This window comes from Hydrogenophaga aromaticivorans (assembly GCF_013387465.1).
Taxonomy (GTDB): Bacteria; Pseudomonadota; Gammaproteobacteria; order Burkholderiales; family Burkholderiaceae_C; genus Hydrogenophaga; species Hydrogenophaga aromaticivorans.
The window spans coordinates 11,232-25,808 of sequence record NZ_VYGV01000015.1 but is presented as its reverse complement, the minus strand read 5'-3'; the positions used below and the strand labels follow the sequence as shown (position 1 = coordinate 25,808).

General features: G+C 67.6%; 18 protein-coding genes. 8 read left to right on the top strand and 10 right to left on the bottom strand.

Annotated elements, in window-relative coordinates:
- Positions 1–2 precede the first annotated feature (2 nt).
- Genes F3K02_RS15425 through F3K02_RS15415 form a run of 3 tightly spaced genes read right to left on the bottom strand, consistent with a single transcriptional unit; the run spans position 3 to position 1,652 of the window.
- Complete coding sequence (locus F3K02_RS15425) at positions 3–365, bottom strand: DUF1304 domain-containing protein (RefSeq protein WP_177136519.1); 363 nt, start codon at positions 363–365, stop codon at positions 3–5.
- Positions 366–413: 48 nt separating this feature from the next.
- The gene (locus F3K02_RS15420; protein ID WP_177136518.1) at positions 414–1,076 is read right to left on the bottom strand and encodes a hypothetical protein; all 663 of its coding nucleotides are present in this window, start codon (positions 1,074–1,076) and stop codon (positions 414–416) included.
- A 42-nt stretch (positions 1,077–1,118) separates the two neighbouring features.
- Positions 1,119–1,652, bottom strand: a complete 534-nt coding sequence (locus F3K02_RS15415) for an Mpo1 family 2-hydroxy fatty acid dioxygenase (protein WP_177136517.1) — start codon at positions 1,650–1,652, stop codon at positions 1,119–1,121.
- Between the two features lie 99 nt (positions 1,653–1,751).
- On the opposite strand from F3K02_RS15415, the gene F3K02_RS15410 reads away from it, so the two are divergent.
- Positions 1,752–2,423 (top strand): Crp/Fnr family transcriptional regulator, encoded by a 672-nt coding sequence (locus F3K02_RS15410; protein ID WP_177136516.1) that lies wholly within the window; start codon positions 1,752–1,754, stop codon positions 2,421–2,423.
- A 45-nt stretch (positions 2,424–2,468) separates the two neighbouring features.
- Here the strand turns inward: F3K02_RS15410 and F3K02_RS15405 are convergent, their stop codons facing one another.
- Positions 2,469–3,089: a cyclic nucleotide-binding domain-containing protein gene (locus tag F3K02_RS15405; RefSeq protein WP_177136515.1), complete on the bottom strand. Its 621-nt coding sequence runs from the start codon at positions 3,087–3,089 to the stop codon at positions 2,469–2,471.
- A gap of 102 nt (positions 3,090–3,191) precedes the next feature.
- Here F3K02_RS15405 and F3K02_RS15400 point away from each other — a divergent pair, with 102 nt between their 5' ends.
- The 6 genes from F3K02_RS15400 (at position 3,192) to cynS (ending at position 8,835) form a co-directional block, all read left to right on the top strand.
- Complete coding sequence (locus F3K02_RS15400; RefSeq protein WP_177136514.1) at positions 3,192–4,397, top strand: sensor histidine kinase; 1,206 nt, start codon at positions 3,192–3,194, stop codon at positions 4,395–4,397.
- Positions 4,394–5,071 carry a response regulator transcription factor gene (locus F3K02_RS15395; RefSeq protein ID WP_177136513.1) on the top strand — a complete coding sequence of 226 codons (678 nt, stop codon included), beginning with the start codon at positions 4,394–4,396 and terminating at the stop codon, positions 5,069–5,071. The genes F3K02_RS15400 and F3K02_RS15395 overlap by 4 nt, the downstream gene beginning before the upstream one ends.
- A gap of 145 nt (positions 5,072–5,216) precedes the next feature.
- The gene (locus F3K02_RS15390) at positions 5,217–6,626 is read left to right on the top strand and encodes a CmpA/NrtA family ABC transporter substrate-binding protein (RefSeq protein WP_177136512.1); all 1,410 of its coding nucleotides are present in this window, start codon (positions 5,217–5,219) and stop codon (positions 6,624–6,626) included.
- A gap of 2 nt (positions 6,627–6,628) precedes the next feature.
- Positions 6,629–7,492 carry a nitrate ABC transporter permease gene (gene ntrB / locus F3K02_RS15385; protein WP_177136511.1) on the top strand — a complete coding sequence of 288 codons (864 nt, stop codon included), beginning with the start codon at positions 6,629–6,631 and terminating at the stop codon, positions 7,490–7,492.
- Positions 7,482–8,354 (top strand): ABC transporter ATP-binding protein, encoded by an 873-nt coding sequence (locus F3K02_RS15380; protein ID WP_177136510.1) that lies wholly within the window; start codon positions 7,482–7,484, stop codon positions 8,352–8,354. The genes ntrB and F3K02_RS15380 overlap by 11 nt, the downstream gene beginning before the upstream one ends.
- Before the next feature lie 37 nt (positions 8,355–8,391).
- Entirely contained in the window at positions 8,392–8,835 is a 444-nt protein-coding gene (gene cynS, locus F3K02_RS15375) for a cyanase (protein ID WP_177136509.1), read from the top strand.
- Positions 8,836–8,956: 121 nt separating this feature from the next.
- On the opposite strand, the gene F3K02_RS15370 is transcribed toward cynS, so the two are convergent.
- The 4 genes from F3K02_RS15370 to F3K02_RS15355 all read right to left on the bottom strand — a co-directional run bounded on the left by F3K02_RS15370 (position 8,957) and on the right by F3K02_RS15355 (position 11,415).
- The gene (locus F3K02_RS15370; RefSeq protein ID WP_177136508.1) at positions 8,957–9,352 is read right to left on the bottom strand and encodes a type II toxin-antitoxin system VapC family toxin; all 396 of its coding nucleotides are present in this window, start codon (positions 9,350–9,352) and stop codon (positions 8,957–8,959) included.
- Positions 9,352–9,564, bottom strand: a complete 213-nt coding sequence (locus F3K02_RS15365) for an AbrB/MazE/SpoVT family DNA-binding domain-containing protein (RefSeq protein WP_177136507.1) — start codon at positions 9,562–9,564, stop codon at positions 9,352–9,354. Before F3K02_RS15365 ends, F3K02_RS15370 begins: the two co-directional genes overlap by 1 nt.
- A gap of 65 nt (positions 9,565–9,629) precedes the next feature.
- Positions 9,630–10,499: a pirin family protein gene (locus F3K02_RS15360; protein WP_177136506.1), complete on the bottom strand. Its 870-nt coding sequence runs from the start codon at positions 10,497–10,499 to the stop codon at positions 9,630–9,632.
- A gap of 25 nt (positions 10,500–10,524) precedes the next feature.
- Complete coding sequence (locus tag F3K02_RS15355; RefSeq protein ID WP_177136505.1) at positions 10,525–11,415, bottom strand: pirin family protein; 891 nt, start codon at positions 11,413–11,415, stop codon at positions 10,525–10,527.
- A gap of 100 nt (positions 11,416–11,515) precedes the next feature.
- On the opposite strand from F3K02_RS15355, the gene F3K02_RS15350 reads away from it, so the two are divergent.
- A complete protein-coding gene (locus F3K02_RS15350) occupies positions 11,516–12,547 on the top strand; it encodes an RNA methyltransferase (protein ID WP_177136504.1) in 1,032 nt (343 codons plus the stop codon).
- An 11-nt stretch (positions 12,548–12,558) separates the two neighbouring features.
- Here the strand turns inward: F3K02_RS15350 and F3K02_RS15345 are convergent, their stop codons facing one another.
- Together F3K02_RS15345 and F3K02_RS15340 are read right to left on the bottom strand one after the other, a co-directional pair.
- Positions 12,559–13,491, bottom strand: a complete 933-nt coding sequence (locus F3K02_RS15345) for an MBL fold metallo-hydrolase (protein ID WP_177136503.1) — start codon at positions 13,489–13,491, stop codon at positions 12,559–12,561.
- Positions 13,492–13,588: 97 nt separating this feature from the next.
- Positions 13,589–14,577: FAD-dependent oxidoreductase (locus F3K02_RS15340; protein WP_246309520.1), on the bottom strand; the 989-nt coding region annotated here is incomplete at its 5' end.

Sequence of the window (14,577 nt, the reverse complement as noted above, 5' to 3'; positions counted from 1 at the left end):
TGTCAGACGGGCAAACCGAAAACGTACAGCGCCAGCAGCGCAGCGGTGGCCGGCACGGTCTGGATGAAGAGGATCTTCTTGCTGGAGGTGGCGGCGCCGTAAAGCCCGGCCACCGCCACGCAGCCCAGGAAGAAGGCGAGGGCGGGCGAATCGACCCGCCACAGCGCCCAGGCAATGCCGGCGGCCAGGAAGCCGTTGTACAGACCCTGGTTGGCGGCCAGCACCTTGGTGGCCTTGGCGAAGTCGGGCTTCAGGCCAAAGGCCTTGTGGCCCTTGGGTGTGTCCCACCACAGCATCTCCAGCACGACGATGTAGACGTGGATGAGGCAGACGATCAGGGCGAGGGCAATGGTCAGGGTGTGCATGTTGTGGGTCTTGGTGAATGGGGATTGAGGTTTGTAACCGATGAAATGTCAGGCGGCGCGGGCGCGCCGGTGGTTCCGCAGGGCAAGCACCGCGCTGACCACCACGCCCGCGGCGAGCAACCAGCCGAGCGTGCGCGAAGCAGCGAGTTCGCCTTCGCGCGCGGCGCCCATGAAGAAGAGCACGAGGGCCAGGGCGTGCACGCCCCAGCGCTGCAGGCGCACCCACAGGGCTTCGGAGCGCCAGAGCCAGGCGATCAGCACGTCCGCCACCCACCAGACAGCGAACACGGTGTCCAGGCGCGGGGCGCTCACGCGCGGCGTGTGCAGGATGCGCGACCAGTCGTTGCCGAAGATGACGACCACCGCCCAGTAGAAATGGACCAGGAAAACGACCAGTGACGCGGTCCAGAACGCCAGCCAGTAACGCGCCGCGGTGTCTGAGCGGTCGCGGAACGGCAGCAGGCACAGGGCCGGCACCACCAGGATGAGCGCGGCCCAGATGGTGAAGAAGGTGGTGTGCAGGTCCTGCCGCTGGCTGGGCAACATGTCCGCCGCGCCGCCGCCGGGCGGCGTGAGCGCGAACAGCGGCAGCTCGCGCGTCCACCACGCGGCGGCAAAGGCCAGCAGGAGCAGCAGCGCAGCGGCGGCGCTGGCCCGCGCCAAGGGACGGGCGTCGGGTCTTGGGGTGGGGGATCGTGGAGGCGTGTTCATGAGCCGCGGAGTTCTTCGATCTCGGTGGGTCGTCCGACGGGCTTACTCCGGGTGCTTTCCAGCAGGCCCGTGGCGCCGCACCGGGCCGGCGGCGGCCTCGATCGCCGCGTGCAAGGCGCGGCCCGCGCCCAGCGCAAAGCCGAGTTCGGCCACCACGAACATCGGACCGATCAGCAGGCCGCGCAGGTCGTCCACGAAGGCGGGTTTGCGACCCTCCCAGTAGTGACCGACGAACTGGAACACCCAGCCGATCACAAAACAACCCAGGCTCCAGGCGAGCCATGTGTGCAGGGGCGCCGTGCCCAGCGGGTGCGCGAGGGCCACCAGCAGGGCCAGAACCCCGGCGGTGCTCAGGGTCAGCGCCCGTTGCCCGAGCGTGAGGTACCACGCGGTCACCAGGGTCCAGACCACCCAGTCGGCGCTGATCACCAGGCCCGCGGTCGCCCACTGGGCGCGGGCCAGCAGAGCGGCGATGGCGAAGGCGATGAGCGGGATGCCGATGGTGTGGGTGGCGATGTTGCGCGGGTCGCGGTGGTAGCAGGCGTAGTGCACCAGCTGGTGGGTCGCGTTGTCCATGCTTGTCTCCGTCGTTCTTGTGGAGCCGCGAGAATGCCCGTTCCGGCGCCGCCTGTCTGTCAAAATTTCGACAATCCCGCACGCCCCCAGCGTCAACCCATGCCCCACTCAGAACCTGTGCCCGCCGCGTTGCGGGCCGCCCTGGCCAGCGACGACTGGTTTGCGGCCTGCCCGGCGGCGCTGCAGGACGTGCTGCTGCAGCTGGGGCGCATGCACCCGCTGGCCCACGGGCAGTCGCTGTTCTCGCGCGGCGGGCAGGCCGACGGGCTGTGCTGTGTGACGGCAGGCGGCCTGCACATCGGCGCGCTCGATGCCGAGGGCCAGCCGGCGGAACTGGCCTACCTGGAGCCCTACCAGTGGTTTGGCGAGATCGCCCTGATCGACGGTTTGCCACGCACCCACGACGCGGTGGCCGAAGGCGGTACGCGGGTGCTGGTGGTGCCGCGCGACCCGCTGGTGGACTGGCTGGACCGCCACCCGGCCCAGTGGCGCGAGCTGGCCCGGCTGGCCTGCCGCAAACTGCGGGTGGCGTTTGCCGTGCTGGAGGAGCTGGCGATGTTGCCGCTCGAAGAACGCCTGCAGCGCCGGCTGCGCCTGCTGGCGCAAGGCTACGGCAGCCGCGAAGCACCGCGCCGCCGCATCCGCCTCGGGCAGGAGGTGCTGGCGCGCATGATGGGCGTGAGCCGCCAGAGCGTGAACAAGGCGCTCAAGACGCTGGAAACCCGGGGGGTGCTGCGCCTGTACTACGGCGAGATCGAGTTGCTGGACTGAACGGGGCAGCGACCCGCGCAGCGGTGGAGCGCGGGGGCGCAGTGCCTACAGCCGCCGGTCCGGTGTCGGCATCAGCGCGTCGATCTCCTGCTGCATGGTCTGCACCAGCTGGCTGTAGATCCGCAGCTTGTGGCCGCTGTCGCGCAGGCGTTCGGCCAGGCGCTGGGCCACGGCGGTCATGAGCTTGGCGGCGGTGGCCGGCTGTTCGGCGATCAGGGCTTCGAGCGCTTCGCGCGTCAGCACGGCGCAGTGCACATCGCTGCTGGCGGTGCACGAGGCCGAACGCGCGGCGCCGTCCACCAGCGACATCTCGCCGATCAGGCTGCCCGGGCCGAGCACCGTGACCGTGACGGGGTTGCTGCGGCGCGCGATCAGGGTCTCCACCGTGATCTCGCCGCCCAGCACCAGCACCATGAAGCCGGTGTCGGACGCTTCGCCCTGGCGGATGATGGTGGTGCCGCTCGCGAAGCGGCGCGGGCGCATGAAGCCCACCACCGTCAGCGCCTCGGCCTCGCTGAGCTGCATCAGCGCGGTGGGCGCACGCAGCAGGCGCGCGGCTTCGTGCGCGCTGGGCGAACCGTCCACCGCGGCCTGGCGCTCGGCGGGCAGGCGCGACTCGGGGCGGTCTTCGGGGCGTGAGCCGAACAGTCTGTCGAACAAGGCCATGTCGATGGTGGGTGGGGGTATCGCACCATTGTGCCGCGCCCGCCGGGGCCTGGGGGGGTGACCGAGTGCACCGCTTTGGCACATCCATTGCTTGGGAAGGGCATGCACTCCGATGCCCCCACCACCTTCCGCCCCCCGCAGGCCCCGCCGGCCGAGGCCTGGCGCGACCCGCTGGCGCTGCTGCTCGCGTCCACGGGTGAAGGCATCTACGGCGTCGACCTCGACGGGGGTTGTGTCTTCATCAACCCGGCCGGTGCGCGCCTGATCGGCTACGAGCCCGAAGAGCTGACCGGGCTCAACATGCACGAGCTCACGCACCACTCCCGCCCCGATGGCAGCGCCTACCCGGAAGCCGAGTGCCCGATCTTCAACGCCTTCCGCCAGGGCCTGCCCTGCCGCATCGACAGCGAGGTGTTCTGGCGCCGCGACGGCACGGCTTTTCCGGTCGAGTACTCGAGCCACCCCATCGTGGAAGACGGCCAGGTGCGCGGCGCGGTGATCACCTTCGTGGACATCACCGAGCGCCGCCGCGCCGCCGACGCGCTGCAACGCGCCAAGGACCAGCTGGAAGAGCGTGTAGGTGAGCGCACGCTCGCGCTGGCCACCGCATTGAAGCAGGTGCGCGAGCTGGCGGCCTGGTCGGAATCCGTGCGCGAGGACGAGCGCACGCGCATCGCGCGCGAGGTGCACGACGAGCTCGGCAGCCTGCTGGTGGCGCTGAAGATGGACGTCAACTGGATGGAAAAGCGCCTGGCCGAGCAGGCGCAGCGCAGCGCCGACGCGGCCGAAGACATGCGCACGCGCATGCGCTGCAAGTGCCAGAACATGAGCCGCCTGATCGAGAACGCGGTGGACAACGTGGGCCGCATCATCACCGACCTGCGCCCCAGCATCCTGGACCACCAGGGCCTGTGGGCGGCGCTGGAGTGGCAGGCGCAGGAGTTCGTGCAGTCGGCCGAGTTGGCACTGGACTGGTGCATGGACGTGGACGACGCCCCCGACCCGCCCGAGCCGCTGGCCATGGCGGTGTTCCGCATCTTCCAGGAGATGCTGAGCAACGTGGGCCGGCACGCGCGCGCGCAGCACCTGCGGGTGGCGATCCAGGTGACGGGGGGTGAACTGTCGCTGCTGGTGCAGGACGACGGCGTGGGCGCGCCCGCGCTCGCCTTCGAAGCGGCGGACGCTTACGGCGTGATGGGCATGCGCGAACGCGCGCGCCACTTCGGCGGCCGCATCGACATCGCCAGCGCGCCGGGCGAGGGCACACGCATGTGCCTCACCATCGCCTTGCCGCGGGGAGCAACATGAACGCCGCTGTCACCAGCAACACCATCCGTGTGCTGATCGGCGACGACCACCGCATCGTGCGCGAAGGGCTCAAGCAGATCCTGGCCGACGCACCCGACGTGATGGTGGTGGCCGAGGCGCAGAGCGGTCCCGAGGTGCTGGAGCAGGTGGCTGCGCTGCAGGGCCGCACCGGGCTCGACCTGGTGCTGCTCGACATCGCGCTGCCCGGCATCGACGGGCTCGATGTCTTGCAAGCGCTCAAGCGCGAGCACCCGAAGCTGCCGGTGCTCATGCTCAGCACCTACCCCGAGAAGCAGTACGCCGTGCGCTGCATCAAGCTCGGTGCCAGCGGCTACCTGAACAAGAGCGCCGACCCGGACGACATGCTGGCCGCGGTGCGCAAGGTGGCGGCCGGGGGCGTGTTCCTCACGCCGACCACGGCCGAAGCGCTGGCCGCCGCGGTGGGCCAGAGCGGTGCGCAGGCCGGGCCCGAAGCGCTCTCCCACCGCGAGCACCAGGTCTACCGCCTGCTCACCCAGGGTCAGACCGTGAGCGAAATTGGTGCGCAACTCGGGCTGGCCCCCAACACGGTGAGCACCTACCGCGCGCGCATCCTGGAAAAGACCGGCACCAAGAACGATGTGGAGCTCGCGCTGTACGCCGAGCGCCACGCGCGCGCGCCCAAAACGCCCTGAAACGTTCGCCCGTGTAGGGCCAGCCCTACACGGGGTCGGTGGGGTGTCTGCGAAATGCGGCAAGCGCCCCGAAATCCGCCGATCTGGCCCGCTGCTGGCCCGTCGCTTGCAATGCACACCCCGTCATCAACTCACGAGGTGTGCCATGTCCGAATTCTTCGATCCCTACAACGCCGATCGACCGCTCATGATGAAGTGCAGCTGTGGTCGCGACCACACGCTGGCCGACCACCACGCCGAGGTCGCGGCCGACAGCGCGGCCATCGAGCTGCGCCGCCGCAGCGAGACCGCCGAGTTCGAGGCCTACAGCAACGAGTTCATCGAGGCCACGCTGGTCAAGGCCATCTTCCCGCACGACGAAGAGCGCCGCAACTTCCTGCGCGCCGTCGGCAAGGGCACGGCCATGGCGGCGATTGCCAGCGTGCTGCCGGTGGCCAGCATGCAGGCCATGGCCCAGGAGAAGCAGGGCTCGCTGGAGAAGACCGACCTGAAGATCGGCTTCATACCGATCACCTGCGCCACGCCGCTGATCATGGCGCACCCGCTGGGCTTCTACAGCAAGCAGGGTCTCAACGTGTCGGTCACCAAGACCGCGGGTTGGGCGCTGGTGCGAGACAAGATGATCAACAAGGAATACGACGCTTCGCACTTCCTCTCGCCCATGCCGCTGGCCATCAGCATGGGGCTGGGCAGCAACGCCACGCCGATGAACGTGGCCACGATCCAGAACATCAACGGCCAGGCCATCACGCTGGCGTTGAAGCACAAGGACAACCGCGATCCGAAGAACTGGAAGGGCTTCAAGTTCGGCATCCCGTTCGACTTCTCGATGCACAACTTCCTGTTGCGCTACTACCTGGCCGAGAACGGCCTGAACCCCGACACCGACGTGCAGCTGCGCGTGATCCCGCCGGCCGAGATGGTGGCCAACCTGCGTGCCGGCAACATCGACGGTTTCCTCGGCCCCGATCCCTTCAACCAGCGCGCGGTGTTTGACGAGGTGGGTTTCATCCACGTGCTGACCAAGGACCTCTGGAATGGCCACCCCTGCTGCGCCTTCGGCACCAGCACCGAGTTCATCCAGAAGAACCCCAACACCTTCGCCGCGCTGTACCGCGCCGTGCTCACCGCCGCGGCCATGGCACGCCAGCCCAAGAACCGCGAACTCATCGCCAAGGTGATCGCGCCGAGCCAGTACCTGAACCAACCCGAGGCCGTGTTGAACCAGGTGCTCTCGGGCAAGTTCGCCGACGGTCTGGGCAAGATCCAGAACGTGCCCGACCGCGCCGACTTCGACCCGATGCCGTGGCAGAGCATGGCGGTGTGGATGCTCACTCAGATGAAGCGCTGGGGCTATGTCAAGGGCGATGTGAACTACAAGCAGATCGCCGAGAAGGTGTTCCTGATCACCGACGCGCGCAAGCACATGAAGGACCTGGGCATGCCCTTCACCGCCGGCCCGACCTACACCAAGCACACCATCATGGGCAAGGCGTTCGACGCGGCCAAGCCCGATGAGTACCTGAAGAGCTTCGCCATCAGCAAGGTGGCGTGATCATGAAAGCCGTCAGTCTCAACCTGCGCGCGGCGGTGGTCTCGCTGTTGATCTTCGTGTGCTTCATCGGCGCCTGGCAGCTCGCGACCACCGGGCCGTCCATCGGCGGCTCGTCGGCCGGTATGACGGCCGAAGAGATCGAGTACGCCAAGATGATGGGCAAGGACCCCGGTGCCGAAAAAAGCTCGGGCTTCCCGCCGCCCATCGAGGTGGCCAAGGCGAGCTGGGCGCACCTGTCCGACCCGTTCTACGACAAGGGGCCGAACGACAAAGGCATCGGCATCCAGCTCGCGCATTCGCTGGGCCGTGTCGGTCTCGGTTTCCTGCTGGCGATGGCGGTGGCGTTGCCGCTGGGTTTCCTGATCGGCATGTCGCCGCTAATGCAGAAAGCGTTCAACCCTTTCGTGCAGGTGCTCAAACCCATCAGCCCCCTGGCCTGGATGCCGCTGGCGCTCTACACGCTCAAGGACTCGGACGTGAGTGGCATCTTCGTGATCTTCATCTGCTCGATCTGGCCGATGCTGATCAACACCGCCTTCGGAGTGGCTGGGGTCAAGCGCGAATGGCTCAACGTGGCCAGCACGCTGGAAGTGAACCCGATCCGCAAGGCCTTTCAAGTGATCCTGCCGGCCGCGGCGCCCACCATCCTGACGGGCATGCGCATCAGCATGGGCATTGCGTGGCTGGTGATCGTGGCGGCCGAGATGCTGGTCGGTGGCACCGGCGTGGGCTACTTCGTGTGGAACGAGTGGAACAACCTCTCGCTCACCAACGTGATCTTTGCCGTGCTGCTGATCGGCGTGGTCGGCATGCTGCTCGACCTGATGTTTGCGCAACTGCAGAAGGCGGTGACCTATGTGGAGTGATGCCAGCGTGCGCGAAAGCGCAGCCCTTGTGGCGCCTGTGAGCGCCCCTACCAAAAAGGTTTCTCCGATGTCCGGTTTCCTCAAAGTCGAACAGCTCGCCAAGGCCTACCAGGCGGACAAGCCGGTGTTCGCCGACGTCTCGTTCACCATCGACAAGGGCGAGTTCGTCTGCATCATCGGCCACAGCGGCTGCGGCAAGACCACCATCCTCAACGTGCTCGCGGGGCTGGACACCGCGACCAGCGGCAACTGTTTCATGGACGGTCGTGAGATCAACGGCCCCAGCCTGGAGCGCGGCGTGGTGTTCCAGAGCCACGCGCTCATGCCCTGGCTCACCGTGCGGCAGAACATCGCCTTCGCCGTCAAGTCGCGCTGGCCCGAATGGAAGACGCCGCAGATCAACCTGCACGTGGAAAAGTTCGTCGCCCTGGTCGGCCTGCTGCCCGCGATCGACAAGAAGCCGAGCCAGCTCTCGGGTGGCATGAAGCAGCGCGTGGGCATTGCGCGCGCATTCGCCATCCAGCCCAAGATGCTGCTGCTCGACGAGCCCTTCGGCGCGCTCGACGCGCTCACGCGCGGCACCATCCAGGATGAACTGATGGCCATCGTGCGCGAGACGCACCAGACCGTCTTCATGATCACGCACGACGTGGACGAAGCCATCCTGCTGGCCGACCGCATCCTGCTCATGACCAACGGCCAGGAAACCGACCAGGGCTACCGGCCCGGCGGCATGGCCGAGGTGGTGGTCAACCCGTTGCCGCGCAGCCGCACGCGCGCACAGCTGCACCACCTGGACGGCTACTACGACTTGCGCAATCACATAGTCGATTTCCTCGTATCCAGGGCCAAAGCCCATTGATTCCATTTCCCACTTCTTCAACACCAAGAGGCAACACATGAGCCGACTCGACGTCACCGAAAAAATCATTTCCACCAAAGTCAGCAAAGGCCTGAGCTGGGCCGACGTGGCCAAGAAGGTGGGCCAGTCCAAGGAATGGACCACGGCCCTGTGCCTGGGCCAGATGACCGCCACGCCGGCGCAGGCCAAGGTGCTGGGCAAGATCTTCGGCCTGAGTGCCGACGAGCAGAAGTGGCTGATGGTGGTGCCCTACAAGGGCTCGCTGCCCACCAGCGTGCCGACCGATCCGCTGATCTACCGCTTCTACGAACTGGTCAGCGTCTACGGCACCACCTTCAAGGAACTGATCCACGAAGAGTTTGGCGACGGCATCATGAGCGCGATCGATTTCAAGATGGACATGCAGCGCCAGGCCGACCCGAACGGTGACCGCGTGAACATCGTGATGTCGGGCAAGTTCCTGCCCTATAAACAATATTGACCCCCCGCGCCGCCTGCGGCGTCACCCCCCCAGGGGGCGGCGCTGGCGGCCCGGCGAAGCCGGTTCCGCGGCGCCCTGGGTTGGGCCACTTCGCGCCGGTGGCCGCCCTGGTCGGACTGGTTCAGCGAACAGCCGCTTTGGGGAAAAGCACGGCGCCAGGCAGGCCTTTGAAATGCGCATCGCAGGTCAGCAGTTCGGCGCCGTGTTTCACGGTCGTGGCGTAGACGATGGCGTCGGCGGTGGCGAGTTTGTGCTGGCGGTGCAGGTCGGCTGCGAGCAAGGCCGTCGCCGTGTCCAGCGGCTCCACCCGGCATTTCATCGTGTAGGCGATCACCTGATCGGCTTGCGCCTCGCCCAGTTCTCGCCACAGCCATTTGGACAGCTCCAGCTGCACGATGGTGGGCACGATGCAGAGGGACTTCTCAGGAAACTCTTTCGCGAGCTTCTTGCCAACGGCTGAACCCACCAGCCACTCGATCCAGGCCGAGGTATCGACCACGCGCAAGGGCGCTGCCATCAGAAGCGGTCCTTGCGGTCGCGGTAGTCTTCCTTGCGCGCACCTTTGGCGATGCCGGCCAGCTCTTGGAGCTGTGGCACCGGCATCATGAGGACGCCTTTGTCTTTGGGGATGAACACGAATTCCTGCCCCGCTTCCCAATGCAGTTCTTCTCGAACGGCTTTGGGAATGGAGATCTGGAACTTGCTGGAGAGGGTGGCGGTGGTTGGCATTTTCTGGCTCAATTCTGATCGATGGTGAATTGGTAAGAATACCGCAAACGCCCTCTAAAGGGAAGTCAGCCCGGCAACGGAATCCACTCGTCCTTGTCGTCCGGCGGCAGCGGGATGCGGCCGGCCGCCCAGTCGGCCTTGGCCTGTTCGATGCGCTCTTTGCGCGAGGACACGAAGTTCCAGAAGAGGTGGCGCTCGCCCAGCGGCTCGCCGCCAAAGAGCATCAGCGTGGCGGGCGTGCGGGCGGTGATCACCGCGTCGACGTCGTCGCCGAACACCAGCAGCTGACCGGGCTGGTAGACCTCGCCCGCGTGTTGAATCTCGCCCTTGGCCACGTACACCGCCTGTTCCTTGTGGCCGCCGGGCAGGGCCTTGCTGGCACCGGCCTGCCACTCGGTGTGCAGGTAGAACAGCGGCGAGTGTGTGCGCACCGGGCTGCTCTCGCCATAGGCGCTGCCGGCCACCAGGCGCATCCACACACCATCCGATTCGATCACCGGCAGATCGATGGCGGGGTAGTGGGTGAAGGCGGGTTCACACTCTTCGTCGGCCTCGGGCAGCGCCACCCAGAGCTGCATCAGCTCCAGCCCGCCGTCGGCATACGAATCGGGGTGCGTGAAGCGTTCGCTGTGCGAGATGCCGTGCCCGGCCGTCATCCAGTTCACCTCGCCGGGGCGGATGACCTGCAGCGTGCCCAGGCTGTCGCGGTGCGTGATCTGGCCGCTGAGCAGATAGCTCACCGTGGACAGGCCGATGTGCGGGTGCGGGCGCACATCGGCGGCGCGGTCGTACTGCGGTGGCAGCGGCACCGGGCCGGCGTGGTCCAGGAAGACGAAGGGGCCGACGTTGCGGCGCTTCGCAAAGGGCAGCACACGCCGCACCGTCAGGCCGTGGCCGAGATCGGCGGCGCGGGCATTGATCACCATGTCGAGCATCGTTTTCTCCTTTTGTTCAGGTGTTTCAAAGCCGTCCCATGCGGCCGCTCTGGAAGTCGGAAAAAGCCTGGTGGATTTCCGCCTCGCTGTTCATCACGAACGGGCCATAGCCCACCACCGGTTCGTCGATCGGTTCACCCGCCAGCCAGAGCAGGGTGGTGTCGGTCACCGCGGTGAGCGTCACGCCTTCGCCTGCGCGCTCGTAGACGATCATCTCGGCGTCGGTGGCTTCGGCGCCGTCCTGCGTCTTCACCCGGCCCTTGAGCACCAGCGGCACGGTGGTGTGGCCTTCGGGTGCGGGCAGGGTCACGGTGTGGCCTTCGGGTGCGGGCAGGGTCACGGTGTGGCCGGCCTTGATCTGCACATCCCACACCTGCATGGGCGTGAAGGTCCTGGCCGGGCCTTGCGCGTCGAGCAACGAGCCCGCGATCAGGCGCGCCGTGCCGGCGCCATCGGGCAGGTCCACCGTGGGCGTCTGCGCGGCGGTGATGCCCTGGTAACCGGGCGGCGCCATCTTGTCGCGCGCGGGCAGGTTCACCCACAGCTGCACCATCTGGAACGGCCCGCCGCTGCGGCCGAAAGCTTCGCTGTGGAATTCCTCGTGCACGATGCCCGAGGCGGCCGTCATCCACTGCACGTCGCCTGGGCCGATGGTGCCGCCCGCGCCGGTGGAGTCGCGGTGCGAAACCTCGCCGTCGTAGACGATGGTCACGGTCTCGAAACCGCGGTGCGGGTGGGCGCCGACGCCCCGGCGTTTTGTCGTCGGGTCGAAGGTGGTGGGGCCGCCGAAGTCGAGCAGCAGGAAGGGCGAGAACGCGCGCGGGTTGTCGTCGTACGAAAAGATGCTGCGCACCGGAAAGCCGTCGCCGACCCAATGGCCGTGCGGGTTGCGCTGGATATGGGACACGGATTTCATCGTGGGGTCTCCTGAGGAAGCGCATTGTCCGCCGCGGCGCCGGATTCTTCCACCGACGTGGGCATGGTGCTTGTGGTACTTGCTGGGACAATCACCCCCTATGCACATTCAGACCCTGCGCGAGCGCCTGCGCGCGCTCGGCGCCAACCCCCGCCACGAGCAGCGCGTGCTGCGCCTGTGGAGCCTCGCCCTGCCGCAGACCAGCGGCAGGCGCCAGGTGGAGCACTTTCTGCCCTCGGCCCTGGTGGCCGAGCTGCCGGCCATCGCCGACGAGCTGGCCGCGCTGGCGCGACTCGAATCACAACACCCGGGCGAAGACGGCTCGGCGCGCCTGCTGGTGAAGCTGGGTGACGGCCAGATGGTCGAGACCGTGCTGCTTCCGCGGGACGGGGTTTGCGTCTCGACCCAGATCGGTTGCGCGGTGGGCTGTGTGTTTTGCATGACCGGCACCACGGGGCTGATCCGCCAGGTGGGCAGCGCCGAGATCGTGGCGCAGGTGGCGCTGGCGCGCAGCCTGCGCCCGGTCAAGAAAGTGGTGTTCATGGGCATGGGCGAGCCCGCGCACAACCTGGACAACGTGCTCGAAGCGATCGACCTGCTGGGCACGGTGGGCAACATCGGCCACAAGAACCTGGTGTTCTCCACCGTGGGCGACCCGCGCGTGTTCGAGGCGCTGCCTCGGGGCCGCGTGAAGCCGGCCCTCGCGCTCTCGCTGCACACCACCCGGGCCGATCTGCGCGAGCGGCTGCTGCCGCGCGCGCCGCGTCTGTCACCCGAAGAACTGGTGGAAGCGGGCGAGATCTACGCCCGCGCCACCGACTACCCCATTCAATACCAGTGGACGCTGCTCGACGGCATCAACGACAGCGACGAAGAACTCGACGGCATCGTGCGCCTGCTCACGGGCAAGTACGCGATCCTGAACATGATCCCGTTCAACAGCGTCGAAGGTATGCCCTGGCAGCGCCCGAGCTGGGAGAAGGCCGCCGACATCGCGCGCCGCCTGCACCGCCGCGGCATCCTGACCAAACTGCGCCAGTCGGCCGGGCAGGACGTGGATGGCGGCTGCGGCCAATTGCGCGCCCGGGCTTCGACGCCGGCGCGGCGTGTGATCCCGGTGACCGTGGCCTGAGGGCCGGCGGCTTATTCCCGTTCCAATTCCAGGTAGGTGCGGCTCGCGTTGCCGGGGTGCAGCTCGGCGGCGTTGAGCAGACCCATCCAGGGCTGGGCGTCGAAGGCCTTGATGGCGGTGCTGATCTCGGTGCCGTCGTCCACCGCTTTCTTCATGTGCGTGCGCAGCGCGCGCAGGTAGTCGCGCGTCTGTGCCTGCGCCTTGGGCAGATCGCACACGTCGCCGTGGCCGGGCACGATGCGCGCGGGTTGCAGGGCTTCCAGCACGGTAAAACTGTCCAGCCAGCGGCCGGTGTGGCTGAAGGGCAGTACGCCAAGCAAACGGTCCACGTAGACGATGTCGCCGCTGAACACCACGCGCTGCTGCGGCAGCCAGACCATCAGGTCGCCCGGGGTGTGGCCGCCCTTGCGGTGCTTCACTTCGATGGCCATGCCACCGAGGTTCAGTGTTTCGTCCTGGCTGCTGAGCCAGCGCGTGGGCAGGGCGGGCACGGTGCCGTCTAGTTTTTCCTTCAGCTCGTTCTTCAGGCTGGCGATGTGGTCACCGCCGCGCGCGAGCATGTCGGCCTTGGCATCAGCGTGGGCGATCACCTCAACGCCCTGGGTGATGAAGTAGCCGTTGCCCAGCCAGCGGTGGTCCTGCCCGCCGGTGTTGATGACCCATTTCACCTGTTGCGTCGTCACCTTCTTTACCGCGTCATGGATCTGCTTCGCGCCCTGGAAGCTCGCGCCACTGTCCACCAGCAACGCGCCCGCGGGCGTGACCACCAGGCCGATGTTGGCGTTCAGGCCCTCGTTCTGGTGCGTGCGGCCGCCCTTTTCGCCGACGAAGGCGTAGACGCCGGGGGCGACCGGCTCGAATTTGATGTCGACGGCGTGGGCCAGGGGAACAAGGGCACACAGTGAAAGGCCGAGCAGATGGCGGCGCAGCAGGCGAAGGGGCATGGCAGGTCTCCGGTGCCCTGGCCATCGGGGTGGCCGGGCGTTGTCATCAAACGGGTGGGGGTATCCACCGCAAATGATAGTCCGCGCCCGTCCGTACTCAGTGCAGCGTCATCGGGTGCGAGGTGGTCTTCACCCGCACCACCGCAGGCTTCGCTTCGTAGGGCGCCGGCTCGCGGCCGCAGATGTGCGCCGCAATCGCCCGAGCCTGCCGTGCGATGGGTTCGATGTAGCGGCTGGCCTGGCCGTTGATGGTGATGCAGTCGCCCAGGGCGTGGATGCGTTCGTCGCTGGTGCGCAGCGTGGCCGCGTCCACGGCGATGCCGTTGTTCCAGTCCAGCGCGGCGCTTTGCGCCAGGCGCGGCGGGGTCATCAGGCCGGCGGCGGCGATCACCTGGTCGGCCACGAACTTCTGGCCGCAGACGGTGGTGATGCGGTAGCTGTCGCCCAGTTTTTCAACGCTGGCCACCTGCACGCCGCCGACGAAGCGGATGGGCAGGTCTTGCCAGGCACCGAGCAGTTGCGCGCCGGCCTGCTCGGCCTGCCAGCGCGCAAGCGGCTTGGCCATCACGTCGAGCAGGGTGATGCGGTGGCCGCCGAGTGCGAGGTCGTTGGCGAGTTCGCTGCCGATCAGGCCGGCGCCGACGATGACCACGTCTTTCGCGGTGTCACCGAGCGCCGCGCGCAGGCGCTGGTACGCGCCCAGGTGGTTGATGCGCCAGCAATATGCAGCGGGCAGGGCGGGCGGCAGCGCAGCCTGCGCGCCGTGGGCCAGCACCAGCTGGTCGTAGCGCAGCGTGCCGCGCGTGGTGCGCAGGCTTCGCGTGTCGGGGCAGATGCGCACGGCGTCGGTGTGGGCGAGCAGGCGCACGCCCAGGCGCTTCGCGGCGCCGGCGCCGGTTTCCTTGACGAGTTTGCCGGGGTCCATCTGGCGAGCCACCGCCACCGAGAGCAGGGGCTTGTCGTACACGTCGGCGGCGCAGGCGCTCACAAGGGTGATGGGCAAGGTGGCGTCGAGCGCGCGCAGGGCCTCGGCCATCTGCCAGCCGGCGCGGCCACCGCCCACGATGAGCACGCCCGGCGTGCCGC

Bases quoted from the DNA above. Each gene is read 5' to 3' on its own strand.
- F3K02_RS15360 (WP_177136506.1), bottom strand. From the start codon at position 10,499: ATGCTCGACATGGTGATCAATGCCCGCGCCGCCGATCTCGGCCACGGC.
- F3K02_RS15370 (WP_177136508.1), bottom strand. From the start codon at position 9,352: ATGGCAGCGCCCTTGCGCGTGGTCGATACCTCGGCCTGGATCGAGTGG.
- F3K02_RS15355 (WP_177136505.1), bottom strand. From the start codon at position 11,415: ATGAAATCCGTGTCCCATATCCAGCGCAACCCGCACGGCCATTGGGTC.
- cynS (WP_177136509.1), top strand. From the start codon at position 8,392: ATGAGCCGACTCGACGTCACCGAAAAAATCATTTCCACCAAAGTCAGC.
- F3K02_RS15420 (WP_177136518.1), bottom strand. From the start codon at position 1,076: ATGAACACGCCTCCACGATCCCCCACCCCAAGACCCGACGCCCGTCCC.
- F3K02_RS15400 (WP_177136514.1), top strand. From the start codon at position 3,192: ATGCACTCCGATGCCCCCACCACCTTCCGCCCCCCGCAGGCCCCGCCG.
- F3K02_RS15380 (WP_177136510.1), top strand. From the start codon at position 7,482: ATGTGGAGTGATGCCAGCGTGCGCGAAAGCGCAGCCCTTGTGGCGCCT.
- F3K02_RS15395 (WP_177136513.1), top strand. From the start codon at position 4,394: ATGAACGCCGCTGTCACCAGCAACACCATCCGTGTGCTGATCGGCGAC.
- F3K02_RS15365 (WP_177136507.1), bottom strand. From the start codon at position 9,564: ATGCCAACCACCGCCACCCTCTCCAGCAAGTTCCAGATCTCCATTCCC.
- F3K02_RS15350 (WP_177136504.1), top strand. From the start codon at position 11,516: ATGCACATTCAGACCCTGCGCGAGCGCCTGCGCGCGCTCGGCGCCAAC.
- F3K02_RS15405 (WP_177136515.1), bottom strand. From the start codon at position 3,089: ATGGCCTTGTTCGACAGACTGTTCGGCTCACGCCCCGAAGACCGCCCC.
- F3K02_RS15410 (WP_177136516.1), top strand. From the start codon at position 1,752: ATGCCCCACTCAGAACCTGTGCCCGCCGCGTTGCGGGCCGCCCTGGCC.
- ntrB (WP_177136511.1), top strand. From the start codon at position 6,629: ATGAAAGCCGTCAGTCTCAACCTGCGCGCGGCGGTGGTCTCGCTGTTG.
- F3K02_RS15345 (WP_177136503.1), bottom strand. From the start codon at position 13,491: ATGCCCCTTCGCCTGCTGCGCCGCCATCTGCTCGGCCTTTCACTGTGT.
- F3K02_RS15390 (WP_177136512.1), top strand. From the start codon at position 5,217: ATGTCCGAATTCTTCGATCCCTACAACGCCGATCGACCGCTCATGATG.
- F3K02_RS15425 (WP_177136519.1), bottom strand. From the start codon at position 365: ATGCACACCCTGACCATTGCCCTCGCCCTGATCGTCTGCCTCATCCAC.
- F3K02_RS15415 (WP_177136517.1), bottom strand. From the start codon at position 1,652: ATGGACAACGCGACCCACCAGCTGGTGCACTACGCCTGCTACCACCGC.